We start from the raw sequence: 18300 nt of genomic DNA, 5'->3' as shown, positions 1-18300 counted from the left end.
TTTACCTTCTTTAAAAATTCTTAAGAATTTTATCAAAACCCCAAAGTTTTCTTGCTTCATCACTTTTTTTAGGCTCTATAATAAGCATTTCTTCTTCAGAACCTAATTTACTTTCTATCTCGCCAAAAGCATTGATAAACAAAGTATCGCCGTAAAAATTCCATTCATCTTTTGTTTTGCCTATGCGATTGACTCTTAAAATATTTGTAGAATTTAAAAAAGCTCTTGTTTTTAAAAGCTCTTCCCATCTTTGTTTGCTTTCAAAGGTACAAGCACTAGGAACGATAACCAAATCAATTTTTTTCGCCATAATCTGCTGCCAAAAAATATCAAAATGCGTCTCAAAACCAAAAAGTAAAGCACATTTTAATTTTTCATAATTAAAAGTAAAAATTTTTAATTCCGATGGAGTTTTGTTGCTGAAAAATTTTTCTTCATTCCAATGTTCATAAGGCGTTAAAATTTGCTGTTCATAACTTTTAACACCATTTGGAGTCACTTTTAAGCAAAGTTTTTTATAACTTTTAGCTTCAACGCTTACATAAGGAGCGATGATTTCTAATTCGTATTTTTTAGCAAGTTTAATCAAGCTTTCTTTTTTAGCTTCACTTTGTTCTTTTATCATATTTTTTGGCATATGTAAAAGTTCTGTAAAAAAACTGTTGATCACATATTCGCCCAAAACTACTAAATTTGCCCCATTGTCTTTTGAAGCTTTGAGATAATAATCAAGCCTTGATTCACTTAAAGCTAAAGTTGGAAACTGTAAAGCCGCTATTTTACTCATCGATTTGCTCCACTTCTAATTTTGCTTTTTCAAGCTCAAGTCTTGCTTTTTTGATACTTTCTAAACCCTCTTTGTAAATTTTTACACTTTCATCTAAGGCAAGCTCTTGATTGTTTAATTTTTCCAAAGATTCATTAGCGTGTTTTAAATTTTCTTCAAAACTCATTGATGATTGACCTTGTAATTTGGTGCTTCATGAGTGATAGTAACATCATGTACATGACTTTCTTTAAGCCCTGCGGTAGTAATTTCAACAAATTCAGCTCTTTTTTGAAAATCTTCTATATCTTTAGCCCCAACATAACCCATAGAAGAACGCAAACCTCCTAAAAGTTGGTGCACCACGCTTCTTATACTTCCCACATAAGGAACACGCCCTTCTATACCTTCAGGAACGAGTTTATCTTGAGCAGTACCTTGCTGAAAATATCTATCCGAACTTCCCTTTTGCATAGCCCCAAGTGAGCCCATACCACGATAAGACTTATATTGTCTTCCTTGATAAGTAAAAAGCTCTCCTGGACTTTCATCCGTTCCAGCTAAAAGCGATCCTATCATAACGGAACTCGCACCTACAGCTAAAGCTTTTGCAATATCACCTGAATATTTAATCCCGCCATCAGCTATCACAGGAACGCCAAATTTATTTGCTTCTTCCACGCACTCATCAATGGCTGAAATTTGAGGCACACCCACACCTGAAACAATACGTGTAGTACAAATACTTCCTGGCCCAATACCTACTTTAACCGCATCCACCCCTGCTTCGCAAAGTGCTTTTGCTGCGGCTGCGGTAGCAATATTTCCTGCGATAAGATCTAAATTTGGATATTTGGCTTTAATTGCTTTTACTGTATCGATAATACCTTTAGAATGTCCATGCGCAGAATCAAGCACAACAACATCAACGCCAGCTTCAACTAAAGCATCTACACGATCCATTTGCCCTACTCCTATAGCCGCACCCACACGCAATCTTCCAAAACCATCTTTATTGGCATCGGGATATTCTTTGCGTTTTTTAAGATCTTTTATAGTGATAAGTCCTTCCAAGCGTCCTTGTTCATCAACTATAGGAAGTTTTTCTACTTTGTTGGTGCTGAAAATTTTTTCCGCATCATCTAAAGTACAACCCTTTGGAGCAGTGATTAAAGGCATTTTAGTCATAACATTTTCAACCAAATTTGAAAAATCACTCTCAAATCTTAAATCACGATTGGTAAGTATGCCTATTAGTTTTTGATTTTCATCCACTACAGGAACACCTGAAATTCTATACTCTGCCATGATTTCTAAAGCCTCCGCAACACTTGCCTTAGGACTTACAAAAATAGGATCGATAATCACCCCGCTTTCGCTTTTTTTCACTCTTTTTACTTCTCTAACCTGTGAGGCTATATCCATATTTTTATGAATCACTCCAAGTCCTCCAAGTCTTGCCATCATGATAGCAGCTCTGTGTTCAGTAACGGTATCCATAGCCGCAGAGATTAAAGGCATATTTAAAGTGATATTTTTTGTTAGTTTAGTGTGAATTTTTACTTCCTTAGGTAGAACTTCAGAATACCCAGGACGCAATAATACATCTTCAAAAGTTAAAGCTCTTTTTACAATTTTCATCTTTCATCCTTAATTTTTAATCATTTGTTCTAAACTTAAAGCCCCGTCTAACAAGGTTTGTTCATCATAAGCTTTGCAAATCAGTTGTGCTGATATATTAAGCCCTTCTTTATCTTTTGCAACAGGCACACTAATGCCTCCAAGCCCTGCTAAATTTACAGAGATAGTATAAACATCTTCTAAATAAGTTTGCATAGGGCTTTTTTGAGTATCAAATTTAAAAGCCGTTGTAGGAGTTACAGGCATAAAAATAAGATCACAATCTTGCAAAATTTCTTCATATTTTGCCTTGATAAAAGCTCTAGCTTTTTGTGCTTTGATATAATACGCATCATAATATCCACTGCTTAAAACAAAAGTTCCTAACAAAATTCTTCTTTTTACTTCTTCACCAAAACCTTCGCTGCGTGTATTTACATACATTTCTTTTAAATTTTGAATATTTTCAGAACGCTTGCCATAACGTACCCCATCATAACGACTTAAATTTGCACTTGCTTCAGCTGTTGCGATGATATAATATGCCGCAATATCAAACTTAGAATCAAGCAAATTTTTATATACAATCTCATGTCCATTAGCTTTTAACATATCTATGGTTTTTAAAAGTGCGTTTTTTACTTCACTATCTGCATCATTGACATAATTTTCAATCACTGCGATTTTTAATTTTTTATTTGCATTTAAATTTGGAGCGGTTTTGATAAACTCGATATTTGCACTCGTGCTATCCATTTTGTCATATCCTGCGATCGCATCATATAAAATTGCCGCATCTTCTACATTTTGCGTTAAAACCCCGATTTGATCCAAACTTGAAGAATAAGAAGCTAAGCCATAGCGACTCACTCTTCCATAACTCGGTTTAAATCCTACACAACCACAAAAAGCCGCAGGTTGGCGTACAGATCCACCTGTATCAGAACCCAAACTTGCCAAAGCCAAGCCACCCGCTACCGCAGCAGCACTTCCACCACTTGACCCACCTGGAACACGCTCAAAATTTAAAGGATTTAAAGTTTTTCCATAACAAGAACTCGCTGTTGAACTTCCCATAGCAAATTCATCCATATTGCAACGCCCAAAAGGAGAAAAACCATTAGCTTTTAAATTAACAATCGCACTTGCATCATAAGGAGCAATATAACCTTGTAAAATCTTACTCGCACTAGTAAGCTCCCAGCCCTTTACGCTGATATTATCTTTTATAGCTACAGGCACACCTTCACCTGAAACACTTAAGTCTTTATCTAAAAATTGTTCAATATAAGCACCTAATTTTTTTTCTTTTTTTGCTTTTTCATTGAGTTCTTTTTTTAAATTTTCAAGTTCTTCTTTGGAGTATTTTAAAGCTTCTTTTAAAGTTATCATTTATTTTCCTTTGTTTTTTTGATCAAAAATACTGCTAAAGCACTAAAAGCCAAAACCACCGCTATAGTTGTGATGATAATACTATTTGGAATCGGATTTTCTAGCATTGAACTCCTTTTAAAACTTCTTCACATCTTAAACAAGGTGTTTCTTCATTTTTACTTTGAAGTTTCCAACATCTTGGGCATTTACAAAGTGAAGCTTTGGTGATTTTAAATTTCTCATTCTCTACTTCAAATTCAGCCAAAATTTCTTCATTTTCATTGCTGATTTGACTTACCATAAACCAATCGGCTAATTCCTCATTTGGGAATTTATTAAAACTGATGTTTAAATTTAATTCCAAAGTAGATTTAATGATTTTATCTTTTTTAAGTATATCAATTTGTTCAAAAAATTTCTCTCTAGCGCTCATTAAAAATGTATCATCTATACCAAAATCATAATCAAAATCCTGAGTTAAACTCAGATCAAATACATCTTTTGCATCACCTTTGATTAAAACATTAGCATGTTCTAAAGCCTCATCTACACTATAGCTTAAATTTGGAGCAAGCAAATTTAAAAGTTCTTTTGCTATCAAAGCCATAGCCACTTGAGCAGATTTTCTTCTTTGAGCATTTTCACTATCGCAATAAAGTCTATCTTTACTGATATCAAGATAAATCCCACTTAAATCCGCACTTAAGAAATTTAAAAGCAAACTAAAACCTTTAGCAAATTCATAAGCAAAAAATGCTTCTTTACTTGCTTTAAAAACTTTAGTTGCACGGCTTAATATCCACTTATCAATAAAGCTAAATTCTTTAACTTCTAAATCTTTTAAATCATTGGTATTAGCAAGTAAAAATCTTATAGTGTTTCTTATTTTGCGGTATTGTTCGCCTACTTGTTTTAAGATATTGTCTGAAATTTTTAAATCACTTGAATAATCACTTAAAAGTATCCAAAGTCTTAAAATTTCAACTCCATAAGTTTTTGCTACATATTCAGGAGCAATCACATTGCCTTTAGATTTAGACATTTTTTGCCCTTTTTCATCGGTGGTAAAACCATGAGTCAAAATGCTTTCATAAGGTGCGTTTTCATTGATCGCTGTACCTACAAGCAAAGAGCTTTGAAACCAACCCCGATGTTGATCGCTTCCCTCTAAATACATACTTGCTCTTTTTTCTCCTGCGTCATAAAGCCCACTATTTAAAACCGCATTAAAAGTACTTCCACTATCAAACCAAACATCTAAAATATCATATACTTTTTCTAAATTTTCAGCTTTATATTTTGAATTTGTAGGAATTAAATCTTTGATTTCAAACTCCCACCACGCATCAGCGCCGTGTTTTTCAAAAATAGCCGCTACAAAGTCAAAAAGCTCATCATCAAAAATGACTTCTTTAGTGTTTTTATCTCTAAAAAAGGCTATAGGCGTTCCCCAGTCCCTTTGTCTTGAAATACACCAATCTGGGCGATTTTCCACCATAGAACCTATTCTTTTTACCCCACTTTGCGGATAAAAGGTTGTTTTTAAAAGTTGTTCTTTTGCACACTCTCTTAAAGTTTTTCCTTGAAGTTTTGGCTCATCCATTAAAATAAACCATTGTTTAGTAGCTCTATAAATCACAGGCTTATGCGTTCTCCAGCAAAACGGATAAGAGTGTATAAATTTAGAAGAATGCAACAGTTTTGCGCCTAAAAGTTCTAAAATCTTTTCATTGGCCTTAAAAATATGAAGACCTATAAACTCTTCAAGCAAATGAGAAGGCAAAAGCTCTTTAGCTCTTAAAGTTTCATCATAACATCCACCATCATCAACAGGCATTAAAACTTCAATGCCATATTTCAAACAAGCATAGTAATCATCTTCGCCATGTCCTGGTGCAGTATGCACAAGCCCACTTCCACCATCCATCAATACATGCTCACCCATGATTAAAACAGATTTTCTTCCATTTAAAGGATTGATAGCTTCAAGTTTTTCAAATTCTTTTGCGTTGAGTTCTTTTTGAATTTCTCCACTTGTAAGTCCTTTTTCTACCATGCTTTTAAGTAAAGCACTTGCAAAAATCAAACCTTCTTTAGTGATCACATAATTTTCGTTAGGATTTAAGGCTATAGCTTGATTAGCCACCAAAGTCCAAGGCGTAGTTGTCCATATCACTGCGCTTGCTTTTAATACACCTAATTTTTCGCAAGCTTTTGCATCTAAATCAAAAGCCACAAAGATAGAATAATCTTCTTTATCTTGATACTCTACCTCAGCTTCTGCTAAAGCTGACTTTGCCGCCCAACTCCAAAAAACAGGTTTAGAACGCTCACAAAGTAAGCCTTTTTTAGCAATCTCACATAAAGTTCTATAAATCGCTGCTTCAAACTCAAATTTCATAGTTAAATAAGGCTTATCCCAATCTGCAATAATGCCTAAATTTTTAAATTCTTCTCTTTGGATATCTACAAATTCACTCGCATGTTGTCTGCAAAACTCACGAATTTCTTTCTTGCTTAAGCTTTTTTTCTTTTCTCCAAGCTTTACTTCTACTTGTTGTTCTATAGGTAAACCATGACAATCCCACCCTGGAGTAAAACGCACACTCTCACCTTTAAAATAATGCGTTTTGATAATAGTTTCTTTTAAAATTTTATTTAAAGCATGTCCTATATGGATATGTCCGTTAGCATAAGGGGGGCCATCGTGCAAGGTAAAACTTTTTTTCGCATTTTTGCGATTTTCTTTCATTTTTTCATAAGCATAATTTTGCTCAAACCATTTTTTAAATCTTTGCGGTTCAAGTTCCGCTAAATTCGCCCGCATAGCAAAAGTAGTGCTGGGCAAAAGTAGAGTTTCTTTGTAGTCCATTTTTTCCACCTAATTTTTAATAATCTTAAATTCTACTCAAATTAGCTTTAATTTCTACTTTGTTTTTGGCTATAATTATAAGAAAAAAGGAAAATTTATGAAACATTTGCTTTATCTTATAGGAGATGAGCTTACTATAAACGAAAAATTCAAAAATTATATTTATAGAACTTATGAAGAAAAATTTAAAGAAATTAACGAAATTCGCATACAAAATAAAACCGATAAAGATTTACCTTTTTTACTTGAAAATCTCTTAAATCAGTATGATTTTATCACTTTATTTACAAGCCCTTTGCATTATGCGACTGTTGCTAAAATTTTAGCAACTTTAAATGATGATAATCTTATCTTAAAAGATGATACCTTGGTTCCAGATAAAGCAGAATTTAGTAAAAATAGCTTTGTGTGTAATTTTTCAAATTCAAAAATCAATGTCGTTAAAATAAATCCAAGCGAAAAATTACCCAATCTTCTTGGGCATATAAAATTAAATTTTGCATATTTTTGCATTTTTGGCATGGATGATGAAAGCGCTATATTGCTACTGCAAACCCTAACAAAATCTTATGAGATAAGTATAAAATCAACCAAGCTTTTAGATAATCTTGTGCTTATTAAGGCCACTTGCGCTAATTTTGGAAAACTTGATGGTTTTTTAAATAGCGTAAAAAATCTTTTTGGACAAAAGGTGTTTTTAGGTAAAGATCCTATACATTTTATAAGCTCTAAACTTTTAGAAAAAAAATTAAAAATTTCTTTTGCTGAAAGTTGCACAGGCGGACTTTGTGCAAGCACCTTAACCAAAATTTCAGGTGTAAGTGAAATTTTTGAAGGATCTATTGTAAGTTATTCCAACCGCATCAAACACGAATGGCTTGGAATTAGCGAAAGCGTCTTAGAAAATAATGGCGAATACAGTGAACGTTGTGTTTATTTTATGCTAAAAGGTATTTTTAAAACGGCTAATCCTGATTTTGCCTTAGCTATTAGCGGAGTAGTTGGCGAAAAAGATGAGGGAAAAATAAAATCAGGCACTATTTATATAGGCGCAATGTTTAGAGATGGAACTTTTATCCAAGAAACGCTTTATTTAGATGGAGATCGTGAATTTATGCAAGAACAAGCTGTTTTAGCAACTTTTTGCCTACTTTTAAAATTAAAACCTGAGATTTTTGAAATTTAAGGGATTTAAAAATGAAAGAAATTAAGCTAAAAGAAGACTTGGAAAAAATTTATCCCTTGATAAAACAATTAAGAAATAACCTATCTTTGAAAGATTTTTTAGACAAAATCCAACTTGCTACACAAACTCAACATTATAAACTTTTTGCCTATGAAAATGAGGGAAGCTACAAAGCAGCTTGTGGAGTCATGCCCTTTAATGTACTTTATCATAATCATTGTCTTTATATTTGTGATTTTGTCGTAGATGAAGCTTTAAGAGGAAAAGGTATAGGTCAAGCTTTTTTGAAAAAAATCCAAATTTGGGCAAAAGATCAAGGATATGAAGAATTAGAACTAAGTTCAAGTTTTTTTAGAACACAAGCTCATGAATTTTATATCCAAAAAATGGGTTTTGAAAAATCCGGTTTTGTTTTTAAGAAAAATATCAAACTATAATATTTTTTGATTAAGCTTTGCATTTTATAATTAATATTATTATTTTTGATTTGAAGGAATAAAATGAATTTTAAAGAACTAATTTCAAAACGCAGAGCTTGTAAACTTTTTAATGATAAAAAAATCAATGAAAAGGATTTGCATTTTATCTTAGAAAGTGGAGTCTTAGCCCCAAGCTCACATGGATTTGAGCCTTGGAAATTTGTAGTATTAGAACAAAAAGAACACAATCTTAAACTCTCAACCCTATGTTACAATCAACAAAATGTAGCAAGTGCGAGTCATAATATTATTTTTCTAGCAAGAAAAGATCTTCAAAGCAAAGATGAATTTGCACAAAAACAAGTGTGTCGTTTCTCAGGTTCTAGCGAAGAAAATTTTCAAAAAATTTTAGAAATTTACACCCATAAAACCAATGCAATGAATGATAATGAACTCTATCATTACGCACAACTTCAATGCTATCTTGCTATGATGCAAATGTCGCTAGCTGCAATGAGCTTAGGTATTGATTCTTGTATGATAGGTGGATTTGAAAAAGCTAAGGTTGATGATTTTCTTCATTTAACTTATCCTTTTGAAACTGCTGTAATTTTATCCTTAGGATATAAAGCCCACGAACCAAAATATTCTACTCAACGCTTAAATTTTAATGAAGTCGTCGAATTTTACAAGGAAAAATAATGAAAAAAGAACTTGAAATTTTTAGCACAAGATATTCTTGTAGAAATTTTAAAAATGAAAAACTCAAAAAAGAGGATTTAAATTCTATTTTAGAAATAGCAAGATTAAGCCCCAGCTCCTTAGGACTGGAACCTTGGAAATTTATAGTAGCACAAGATGAGAAAAGAAAAGAAGAACTTTCTAAAATTTGCAACCAACAAAAACATGTAAAAGATTGTGCTGCATTAATTATCATCATTTCAAGACTTGATTTTTTAGATTATTTTGAAAAAAAACTTAGAAAAAGAGATATGAGTGAAACAGAAATTCAAAAACGCTTAGATACTTATATGCCTTTTTTAAAATCTCTAAATCAAGAACAAAAAATATCTTATGCAAGAGAACAAGCTCATATAGCTCTAGCTAGCATACTTTACAGTGCTAATGCTTTAAATATAGCAAGTTGCACTATAGGTGGTTTTGATAAAGAAAAGCTTGATTCTTATTTATCACTTGATATTCAAAAAGAAAGATCAAGTTTGGTGGTGGCTTTAGGATATTGCAACGATGAAAAAAATCCTCAAAAAAATCGTTTTAGTTTTGATGAAGTTGTAAAATTTATTTAAATTTTGCTTTTAAGCAAAATTTAAATAAAAATAAACTGATTCTTTTTTGTATTTTTACTAAGTCTTTGCTTAAATTTTATACAATTTTGATTATAATTTTACATTTAATTTCACAAGGCTTGTTATGAATTTACCCAATATCTTGGCGATTTTTAGAATGGTTTTAGCGCCTTTGCTATTTTTTTTGTTAATTCATAAATTTGAAAATATTCATCAAAGTTGGATTAACTATTTTGCTGCCTTAACTTTTTCATTAGCAGCTTTAAGTGATTTTTTTGATGGATACATTGCAAGAACTTGGAAACAAACTACAAAACTAGGCGGAATCTTAGATCCATTAGCCGATAAAATGCTTGTTTTAGCAGCTTTTTTAGGACTTTTACTCACAGGAAAAGCTAATGAATGGGTAATTTATATTATATTAGTAAGAGAATTTTTTATCACAGGTTTTAGAGTTGTGATGATTAGCGAAAATTTAAATGTCAATGCTTCTTTTGCAGGCAAACTTAAAACCGCTTTTCAAATGACTGCGATAGGATTTTTAATCATGGAGTGGATAGGCGGTGAAATTCTACTTTACATAGCTTTGATTTTAACTCTTTATTCTGGATTTGAATACATCTATACTTATATAAAAGCTCAAAAAAAAGGAGAAAAATGAGATCTTTATTGCTTTTAATTGTTATTTTGATTTTGGGAATTAAATTTTATTCTATTGAATTTTTAGCAACTATTTTAGTCATCTCATTTTTAATTTTCTTTCACGAATTAGGACATTTTTTGGCTGCAAGATCTTTGGGTGTAAAAGTTGAAGTCTTTAGTATAGGATTTGGAAAAAGTCTTATAGAGCGTGAATTTAAAGGCACAAACTATCGCTTAAGCGCTTTACCACTTGGAGGATATGTTAAACTTAAAGGACAAGATGATATGCGTCCTGGTTTTGAAAATCTAGACAAAGATAGCTATAGCATTTTAAGTCCTTTAAAAAAGATTTATATTCTTTTTGCTGGACCATTTTTTAACCTGATTTTAGCTTTTTTTCTTTATATTATCATAGGAAATTTAGGTCTAAACAAACTTGCTCCGCAAATAGGCAACATAGCGCCAAACTCTGCTGCACAAGAAATAGGACTTCAAAAAAATGATACTATCTTAGAAATTAACGGTGTAAAAATTCAAAGCTTTGATGAAATTTCAAAGCATTTAAGTTTAGAGCCTTTGAAAATATTAATCAATAGAGAAGGAAAAAATTTAGAATTTATTTTAACTCCAAAAATAGGACAAGGATACAATGACTTTGGGCAAATTATTGAAAAACCTCAACTTGGAGTCAGTCCAAATGGTACAAGCACTCTTGTAAAACATCAAGGTTTAGAAAGTTTTAAATATGCCGTACAAGAAAGTTTTCAAGCTTCTACACTCATCATCAAGGGTATAATAAAACTCATAAGTGGTGAAGTTGAAGCAAAAAATTTAGGCGGTATTATCACCATGACTGAAATTACCTCAAAGGCTGCACAAAATAGCTTTACTTTGCTTTTATTTATCACTGCTTTAATTTCTATAAATTTAGGCATTTTAAATCTTTTACCTATTCCTATGCTTGATGGAGGGCACATACTTTTTAATCTTTATGAAATGATTTTTAGACGCAAGGTTCCACAACGTGCTTTTAAATATCTAAGTTATGCAGGCATGGCAATACTTTTAAGCTTAATGCTCTTTGCAACTTATAATGATATATCAAGGATTGCAGGTGAATAAAAAATTTTCCTACCCTATTCCAAATTTTACTGATAGAAGAAAAAGTATCATCTTTTGGCGCTATTTGCGTTTTCAAGCAAGAAAAATTTTATATTTTCCTCAAGTAAGGCTTCTAGAAAAAACGCTTAATGAAGAAAAAAATAAACATTTAAAAGACTTTTTCTCTCAAAGACCCTATGCTTGCTACAATGCTATAAGAAGATTTTGCGATAAAAGTTTTAAAGCAAATGAACGCGTTAAAACACTTATTTATGATGTTGATAAGGGACTTACTTGTTTTAATTTTCTTCCCGAAGAACAAATGATTTTTTCTTTTGATGAAGATTTTGAGCTTTTTTTAGGATATAACCATAATGTTTACGAAGAAGGTTTTTGGGCTTTTTCTTTAAAATTTAAAAAATACACTATCTCACAATGTAATTTTTGCTTTACTTTAGAAAATAATCTTCTACTTTCTTGCATACAAGGATATAAATACAAAGATTTTAATATTTTAGAAATTAATAAAATTTTAACTAAAAAATGTCATGGTTTGCGCCCTGTTGCTTTACTTATAGAATGCTCTAAGATGCTTTGTGAAATTTTAAAACTTCAAGCTACTTTAGGTGTGCATGAAAAAAATCAAATCCGTTCTCAAAAAGGAAAAGAAAAAGGATATTTTGCAGATTATCAAAAAATTTGGTTAGAAAATGGTGGAGAATTAATAAAAATCGATAAACACAAATACTACAAGCTCCACCACTCGCAAAAAAACCTAGAAGAAATTCCTTCACAAAAACGCTCCATGTATAAAAAACGTTTTGCCATGCTTGAAAATATTAAACAAAATTTATTCCAAATTTTATCTAAATAATACTTTTTAAATATTCTACACTTTTCTCACAACCTTTTTTTTGAAGTTTTAAAAGCCTCTCTAAGCATTCTTGAGATACTTCTTGAGGATAATAATACTGCATAGCTTTTAAATCTTCAAACAAAGATTTTTCTATCTTAAAAGCCCCTTTACCTAATTCTTTAACCCCGCCTGTTCCTTTTTCTCTTTTAAAAGTCGCACAATAAGGATAACATTGCTCTACATTAATACGGTCAAGTCCTTCTTTTTTAAGAATTTCTACACAAGTTTTAATGTTTAAATTTCCTTCTCCCAAAGGAACGCCGCAAACATATTCTACACCCTCTTCAATGAAAACTATATGATCCTTACAATGCGTGCTAAAAGTACATTTAGCCATGTCTTTGCAAGCTTTTATAGGATCTTCATAGGCCATCATAGAATTTCCAAAATCATATAAAAATCCTATTTTAGGATGATTGATCAATTTCAACAAATCAAGCAAATCCTCTGAAGTTTGATACTCATGATTTTCTATAGCAAGTTTTAAATCATATTTTTCCAAAATCGGTATCAAAGCTTTTATTTCATCCTTTGTAGCTAAAAAATCTTCTTTATCGAATCTAGTAGTAATTTTAGAATCATCATAAGCCCCATCGCTAGCATGTTTAACCTTTTTATTTTTATCGGTTAAGGGCACATAAGAGCGTATAATTTTAGCGCCTAAAATAGAAGCTACTTTAGCAATTTTTTCAAATTTATCCCTATTAAAACCCTTAGAGTCAATCTCACAATACATATTGTATTCATCCAATTTGACTTTAATTTTTTTAAGATGATTTTCGTCATCGCTTCCTAAGCATCCCCATTCTTCATCCAAACCAAAATCTTTAATGATATTTATAATCACACCCTCACAGCCCAAATTTTTAGCAAAATCGATATAAGAAAATATATCCATCCTGCCATTTTGAAACCATAAATGCATGCTTTCAGTTTCTAAACCTATTTTCATGATACCACTCCTTTTAATGCTTTTTTTCTAGCTATCATCTTAAGTAAAATCGTAGTTACAATCACACCACAAATAGCAAAAATCCCCATTAACGCAAAAACAATTTGATAGCCTAATAAACCTTTAAAACGATCGATCATAAAACCATAAAGTGCAAAACAAAAAAGTTGTGGAGAATAACCAAAAATACAAGCTATACTCATAGCAGCTCCACTAATTTCTCTAGGTACTTCTATCTCATCCACAGGAGCAAAAAATGTTGCACGCATAGTAAAAACAAGAGCGGCAAAACCTAAGGTTAAACTCATACCAAAATAAATATTTAATTTCTCATGAGGCATAAAAACAAAAATTAATATGGCCAAGGCTGCTAAAATCAAAGCGAAACGCAAATATCTTGTTGAAGATTTAAAGGTTTTATCTGCTAAATATCCCCCAATTGGCCCACCTACTAATTTTAAAGTGTATTGATTGATAATACCATAAGCACCGACCAAAGCCACAGGCATACCATAAATATCTTTTAAAAATGGAATAAAATAAGTCAAACCACAATACACAGAATAAATAGTAAAAATGGTCAAAGATACCACCCAAATTTCAGGAGTTTTAATCGCTTTGATAACTCCATTCCAAGCGGCTTTGTTTTTACTGATTTCATTTCCTTGCTCATCTTGGGTATTAATTTTGTCATCTTCAAGTAGAAAATATGCCAAAATACCTGCTATAATCACACAAGCGCTATAAAATAATATAGCAGCCTTAAGTCCACCTGCGCCAGACCCTAAAAGTAAAAAAATTCCCAAAGCACTAAAAGCAACTATAGTATCTATAACACCACGTCCTGCTTCTAAAAATCCAAAAAGTCTTCCTTGTTGAGTAGAATCTCCAAGCAAGCGAATGGCTTTAAGCAAAACAGGCCAATACACAACTTCTCCAAATAAAGAAAGCAAACCCCAAGCTATTAAAATTCCATAAAAAGAAGGAAAAGTAGAAATATAAATTCCAACCAAACCCACACAAACCAATGAAAAAGGAATGAGTATTTTTTTAGAAAATCTATCTGCTATATAAATGGATGCAAAATTTCCCACCGTTTGCACTATGCCATAAACTGAGAGCGCGAGTCCAATTTGTGTATTGCTAAGATTCATAAATTCTTGCATAGGCACATAAAAGGCATCTTTTAAAGAGGAAAGTTTAAAAACAGTTCCTCCGCCAATAACTAAAACGATAAAAGTAAACCAACGAATAGGTTTCGTACTATTCATATCCACCCTCCTTTTTTAACAATTCGCAACTTAAATTAATTATATCACGGATTAAGATAAAAGGTTAAAATTTCACCTTTAAATTATAAACAGGTAATTACAAAAAGTTACAACACTTATTGAAGTATAAATTAAGTATATTTTGATATAATTTAGTCTTGCTTTATGCAAAATCCTTGCTCATGAAAATGGGCTTTAATATCCATAAGGAGAAAAGATGAAACATTATGAGGTTTTATTTATCTTAAAACCAACACTTACCGAAGAGGAAGTTAATGCGAAGTTGGAATTCGTTAAAGAAGTCCTAACCAAAAATGGTGCAGAAATTGAAACTGTTGTTCCAATGGGCACTAGAAAATTAGCGTATAAAATCAAAAAATACGAAAGAGGAACTTATTTTGTGATTTACTTCAAAGCTCCTACAAACTTAATTGCAGAGCTTGAAAGGGTGTTAAGAATCACTGAAGAAGTAATAAGATTTTTAATCGTAAAATATGAAAATAAAAAAGAAATTGCAGCTTGGGAAAAACTAAGCCACGGGATTAAGCAATCTAAAAAAGAAATCAAACCTTTAGATGCTCCTGAAATTCAATAAGGAAAAAGATGTTTAACAAAGTTGTTTTGGTTGGAAATCTTACACGTGATATAGAAATGCGTTATGCACAAAGCGGTAGTGCTATTGGAGCTTCCGCTATAGCAGTAACAAGAAGATTTACCACAAATGGAGAAAAAAGAGAAGAAACTTGCTTTATTGATATAAGCTTTTATGGTCGCACCGCAGAAGTTGCAAACCAATACCTTACAAAAGGTTCAAAAGTACTCATAGAAGGACGTTTAAGATTTGAACAATGGAGTGATCAAAATGGACAAAATCGCTCTAAACATAGCATTCAAGTTGAAAATATGGAAATGCTTGGCAATTCCAATGCTCCACAACAAGGCGGAAATTTTAGCAATAATAGCTTTTCAAACAACAATTATAGTGGAAACTATGAAAATCAAAGCTATGATCCTTATATGAGTGAAAATCAAAATTTTAATAAAGCAAAAACAAACCCTGCTCCACAAAGAAACCAAAACCCACAACACGAAGAAAAATTAAAAGAAATTGATATCGATGCTTATGATAGCGATGATACTAATTTACCATTTTAAAGGATAAACTATGGCAGAAAAAAGAAAATACTCTCGCAAATATTGCAAATACACTGAAGCAAAAGTTGAATTTATTGATTATAAAGATACAGCAATGTTAAAACATGCTTTATCTGAAAGATTTAAAATCATGCCACGCCGTTTAACAGGTACAAGCAAAAAATACCAAGAAATGGTAGAAGTTGCAATCAAACGTGCAAGACATGTAGCTCTTATCCCTTATATAGTGGATAGAAAAGAAGTAATCAATAATCCTTTTGAAGGACTATAATCTTTTAAAAGCAAACTTATAAAAAGTTTGCTTTCTTATACATTTATTCTCAAAATAAAATTAAACCAAAGTATATTCTAAAACATCACTGAAAGTATCAACAGCAATGATTTCCATATTGTCTCTAACCTCACTAGGAATATCTTTTAAATCCCTTTCGTAATTTTTTCTTGGGATTAAAGCTGTTTTTATATCTGCTTTATAAGCTGCAATTAATTTTTCTTTTAATCCGCCTATTGGTAAAACTTTTCCTTTTAAATCTATTTCACCTGTCATTGCAACATCTGCTTTAACCTTTTTATCACTAAAAATAGAAGCAATGGCTGTGCTTATCGTAATACCTGCACTTGGGCCATCTTTTGGGGTAGCTCCATCTGGCACATGTATATGAATATTATAACTATCATAAACATTAACTTTAGGATCAATAATTATTTTTTTAGGTATTTTTATTTTTCCTTCATCGATTAAAACTTTTATCATGCTAAAAGCAATTCTAGCTGATTCTTTCATTACATCACCCAAACTTCCCGTGAGCGTTAATTCTCCTTTACCTTTAATTTTTACAGCCTCTACTTTTAAAACATCTCCACCTACACTTGTCCAAGCCAAACCATTAACCTGACCTACTTGATTTTCTCCATTATTTTTTTCTATTTCAAAAACTTTTTTATCTAAAAATTCATTCAAATTTTTTGTATTAATAATGACTTTTTTAATATTTTCTAAAAGTAGTTTTTTAGCACTCTTACGACACAACTCTGCCACTTTGCGACGCAAATTTCTGACTCCTGATTCACGAGTATAATCACTAATGATTAACTCTATAGTTTCATCATCAATAGATAATTCATTGGATTTTAAGCCATGTTTTTTAAGCTCATCTGGAACTAAATATTTTTTCATTATATGAAATTTTTCACTTGGAGTATAAGAGCTAAGTTCTATAAATTCCATTCTATCTCTTAAAGGTGCAGGAATATTGCTAATATCATTTGCTGTTGCTATAAAAATGACTTTACTTAAATCAATATTAAAATTTAAATAATAATCCCTAAATTTAGAATTTTGCTCTGGATCTAAAATTTCTAAAAGCACCGCACTTGGATCGCCTCTAAAACTGCGATTTAATTTATCAATTTCATCCAATACAATTACAGGATTAATTTGTTTTGCCTCTATGAGTCCTTGGGTAATACGTCCAGGCATAGCGCCTATATAAGTTCTACGATGACCACGTAGCTCATTAACATCTTCAAGTCCGCCTAAGGCTATGCGAATAAGCTCTCTTTTTAAAGCTTTTGAAACAGAATTTGCCAGTGAAGTTTTACCCACGCCAGGAGGTCCATAAAGACAAAGTATAACTTTAGCACCATCTTTTTCTGCTATTTTTCTTTTTTCTAAAAGTTCCCTAACTGCAAAATATTCTTCTATGCGTTCTTTTGGTTTATTTAATGCATAATGATCATGGTTGAGCTGTTTTGAAACTTCTTTAATATCAAGTTTTTTCTTAGAAATTTTTTCAAAAGGAATATCTAATGCTGTTTCTATGTAAGTTTGAATCATCGATGCTTCGGAATTATCTTGATGAATGCGTTCGAATTTTTCAATTTGTTTTTTGATTTCTTTATAAGCGTCTTCGTGCATAAATTTCTTCTTTAATTCCAGACGCTTTTGATACTCTCTAACCTCATCTTCTTTTTGTGTGTCAGAACCAAGCTCTTTTTGAATTTGTCTTAATTGTTCTTTTAAAAAATATTCTTTATTTACCTTATCAATACGAGAATGTACTTTATTTTTAATTTCTTTTTGAATTTTATTGGCTTCTATTTCTTGGGCAATTAAATCTATTAATTTTACTAATTTTTGCTCAAGATCTGTTAAAACAAAAAACTCATAAGCAACTTGTTTTTTAATACGCACAGTATTTAAAATCAAATCACAAATCCTAGACGCATCAAAACCTTCTTCAATTGTTCTTAAAAGATCTGGAGAAAAATAATGACTAATATTTGCCAAATTTTTTACCTTCTCTTTTAAAACTTCAAGAAGCGCTTCTTTTTTAGTTCCTTCTAAAAAGTCTTCTTTTATAAGTTCTATCTTGGCTTCTAAAGGTTTATTAGAAATTTGCTCTATAATTTTACCCTTAGCATATCCTTGAAAAAGTATTTTCACCCTTCCATCAGGCAAAGGAACTTTTCGCATGATAGTCCCAATCACTCCACAATTATAAATTTCATCAAAATTTCTTCCATTTTCCAACTTTGAAGGTGCAACAAAAAGCATACTATCATTTTTAATCGCAAGATCTAAAGCTTTCATATTGGATGAATCGTTAATAAAAATAGGAGTTATCATAAAAGGATATAAAAATAATTCATCTTCAACCAATACTGGTAAATTTGCTGGATAATTTTGTATCTCTTCAATCTGCATTTATTTTCCTTG

At 31.5% G+C, this 18300-nt stretch carries 19 protein-coding genes; 10 read left to right on the top strand and 9 right to left on the bottom strand.

The genetic code is table 11. The annotated features are described in order from the left end of the window. Window positions 1-10: 10 nt before the first annotated feature. Genes ELQ10_RS01700 through ileS form a run of 6 tightly spaced genes read right to left on the bottom strand, consistent with a single transcriptional unit; the run spans window position 11 to window position 6632 of the window. On the bottom strand, window positions 11-787 hold the full coding sequence (locus tag ELQ10_RS01700; protein ID WP_133401439.1) for a carbon-nitrogen hydrolase family protein: 777 nt from the start codon (window positions 785-787) through the stop codon (window positions 11-13). Continuing rightward, complete coding sequence (xseB, locus tag ELQ10_RS01695; protein ID WP_002853034.1) at window positions 780-953, bottom strand: exodeoxyribonuclease VII small subunit; 174 nt, start codon at window positions 951-953, stop codon at window positions 780-782. The genes ELQ10_RS01700 and xseB overlap by 8 nt, the downstream gene beginning before the upstream one ends. After that, window positions 950-2407 carry an IMP dehydrogenase gene (gene guaB / locus ELQ10_RS01690; protein WP_002936667.1) on the bottom strand — a complete coding sequence of 486 codons (1458 nt, stop codon included), beginning with the start codon at window positions 2405-2407 and terminating at the stop codon, window positions 950-952. The genes xseB and guaB overlap by 4 nt, the downstream gene beginning before the upstream one ends. 9 nt (window positions 2408-2416) lie before the next feature. Beyond that, window positions 2417-3778, bottom strand: a complete 1362-nt coding sequence (gatA, locus tag ELQ10_RS01685) for an Asp-tRNA(Asn)/Glu-tRNA(Gln) amidotransferase subunit GatA (RefSeq protein ID WP_133401440.1) — start codon at window positions 3776-3778, stop codon at window positions 2417-2419. Continuing rightward, window positions 3775-3885, bottom strand: coding sequence for a membrane protein (locus tag ELQ10_RS01680; RefSeq protein ID WP_002869114.1), 111 nt, complete (start codon window positions 3883-3885; stop codon window positions 3775-3777). Before ELQ10_RS01680 ends, gatA begins: the two co-directional genes overlap by 4 nt. Continuing rightward, on the bottom strand, window positions 3879-6632 hold the full coding sequence (ileS, locus tag ELQ10_RS01675; RefSeq protein WP_134250098.1) for an isoleucine--tRNA ligase: 2754 nt from the start codon (window positions 6630-6632) through the stop codon (window positions 3879-3881). The genes ELQ10_RS01680 and ileS overlap by 7 nt, the downstream gene beginning before the upstream one ends. Window positions 6633-6729: 97 nt before the next feature. On the opposite strand from ileS, the gene ELQ10_RS01670 reads away from it, so the two are divergent. The 7 genes from ELQ10_RS01670 (at window position 6730) to ELQ10_RS01640 (ending at window position 12161) form a co-directional block, all read left to right on the top strand. Continuing rightward, complete coding sequence (locus tag ELQ10_RS01670; protein ID WP_002852915.1) at window positions 6730-7818, top strand: CinA family protein; 1089 nt, start codon at window positions 6730-6732, stop codon at window positions 7816-7818. 11 nt (window positions 7819-7829) lie between these two features. Continuing rightward, window positions 7830-8255: a GNAT family N-acetyltransferase gene (locus ELQ10_RS01665; protein WP_002777060.1), complete on the top strand. Its 426-nt coding sequence runs from the start codon at window positions 7830-7832 to the stop codon at window positions 8253-8255. 63 nt (window positions 8256-8318) lie between these two features. Continuing rightward, window positions 8319-8939 carry an NAD(P)H-dependent oxidoreductase gene (locus tag ELQ10_RS01660; protein ID WP_134250097.1) on the top strand — a complete coding sequence of 207 codons (621 nt, stop codon included), beginning with the start codon at window positions 8319-8321 and terminating at the stop codon, window positions 8937-8939. After that, complete coding sequence (locus tag ELQ10_RS01655; protein ID WP_086032107.1) at window positions 8939-9544, top strand: NAD(P)H-dependent oxidoreductase; 606 nt, start codon at window positions 8939-8941, stop codon at window positions 9542-9544. The genes ELQ10_RS01660 and ELQ10_RS01655 overlap by 1 nt, the downstream gene beginning before the upstream one ends. Window positions 9545-9668: 124 nt before the next feature. Then, on the top strand, window positions 9669-10205 hold the full coding sequence (gene pgsA, locus ELQ10_RS01650; RefSeq protein WP_002812871.1) for a CDP-diacylglycerol--glycerol-3-phosphate 3-phosphatidyltransferase: 537 nt from the start codon (window positions 9669-9671) through the stop codon (window positions 10203-10205). Then, window positions 10202-11308, top strand: a complete 1107-nt coding sequence (gene rseP, locus ELQ10_RS01645; RefSeq protein ID WP_086032108.1) for an RIP metalloprotease RseP — start codon at window positions 10202-10204, stop codon at window positions 11306-11308. Before pgsA ends, rseP begins: the two co-directional genes overlap by 4 nt. Next, a complete protein-coding gene (locus ELQ10_RS01640; protein ID WP_002880784.1) occupies window positions 11301-12161 on the top strand; it encodes a VirK family antimicrobial peptide resistance protein in 861 nt (286 codons plus the stop codon). The genes rseP and ELQ10_RS01640 overlap by 8 nt, the downstream gene beginning before the upstream one ends. Here ELQ10_RS01640 and ELQ10_RS01635 read toward each other — a convergent pair. Both ELQ10_RS01635 and ELQ10_RS01630 read right to left on the bottom strand, forming a co-directional pair. Further along, entirely contained in the window at window positions 12154-13155 is a 1002-nt protein-coding gene (locus tag ELQ10_RS01635) for a TIM barrel protein (RefSeq protein WP_134250096.1), read from the bottom strand. The two genes, ELQ10_RS01640 and ELQ10_RS01635, sit on opposite strands and share 8 nt — an antisense overlap. Then, window positions 13152-14426 (bottom strand): MFS transporter, encoded by a 1275-nt coding sequence (locus tag ELQ10_RS01630; protein ID WP_002880790.1) that lies wholly within the window; start codon window positions 14424-14426, stop codon window positions 13152-13154. The genes ELQ10_RS01635 and ELQ10_RS01630 overlap by 4 nt, the downstream gene beginning before the upstream one ends. 217 nt (window positions 14427-14643) lie before the next feature. On the opposite strand from ELQ10_RS01630, the gene rpsF reads away from it, so the two are divergent. From rpsF to rpsR, 3 genes are read left to right on the top strand one after another with little or no spacing between them, the layout of a single operon-like run. Next, window positions 14644-15021: a 30S ribosomal protein S6 gene (gene rpsF, locus ELQ10_RS01625; RefSeq protein ID WP_002812868.1), complete on the top strand. Its 378-nt coding sequence runs from the start codon at window positions 14644-14646 to the stop codon at window positions 15019-15021. Between the two features lie 8 nt (window positions 15022-15029). After that, window positions 15030-15581 carry a single-stranded DNA-binding protein gene (locus ELQ10_RS01620; protein WP_002880798.1) on the top strand — a complete coding sequence of 184 codons (552 nt, stop codon included), beginning with the start codon at window positions 15030-15032 and terminating at the stop codon, window positions 15579-15581. Between the two features lie 10 nt (window positions 15582-15591). Next, complete coding sequence (rpsR, locus tag ELQ10_RS01615; protein WP_002853032.1) at window positions 15592-15852, top strand: 30S ribosomal protein S18; 261 nt, start codon at window positions 15592-15594, stop codon at window positions 15850-15852. Window positions 15853-15912: 60 nt separating this feature from the next. Here the strand turns inward: rpsR and lon are convergent, their stop codons facing one another. Next, window positions 15913-18288: an endopeptidase La gene (gene lon, locus ELQ10_RS01610; protein WP_002880799.1), complete on the bottom strand. Its 2376-nt coding sequence runs from the start codon at window positions 18286-18288 to the stop codon at window positions 15913-15915. Window positions 18289-18300 lie beyond the last annotated feature (12 nt).

The sequence above is a fragment of the Campylobacter sp. US42a genome (assembly GCF_004379055.1).
GTDB lineage: Bacteria > Campylobacterota > Campylobacteria > Campylobacterales > Campylobacteraceae > Campylobacter_D > Campylobacter_D jejuni.
This window is presented reverse-complemented; position numbering and strand designations above follow the sequence as displayed.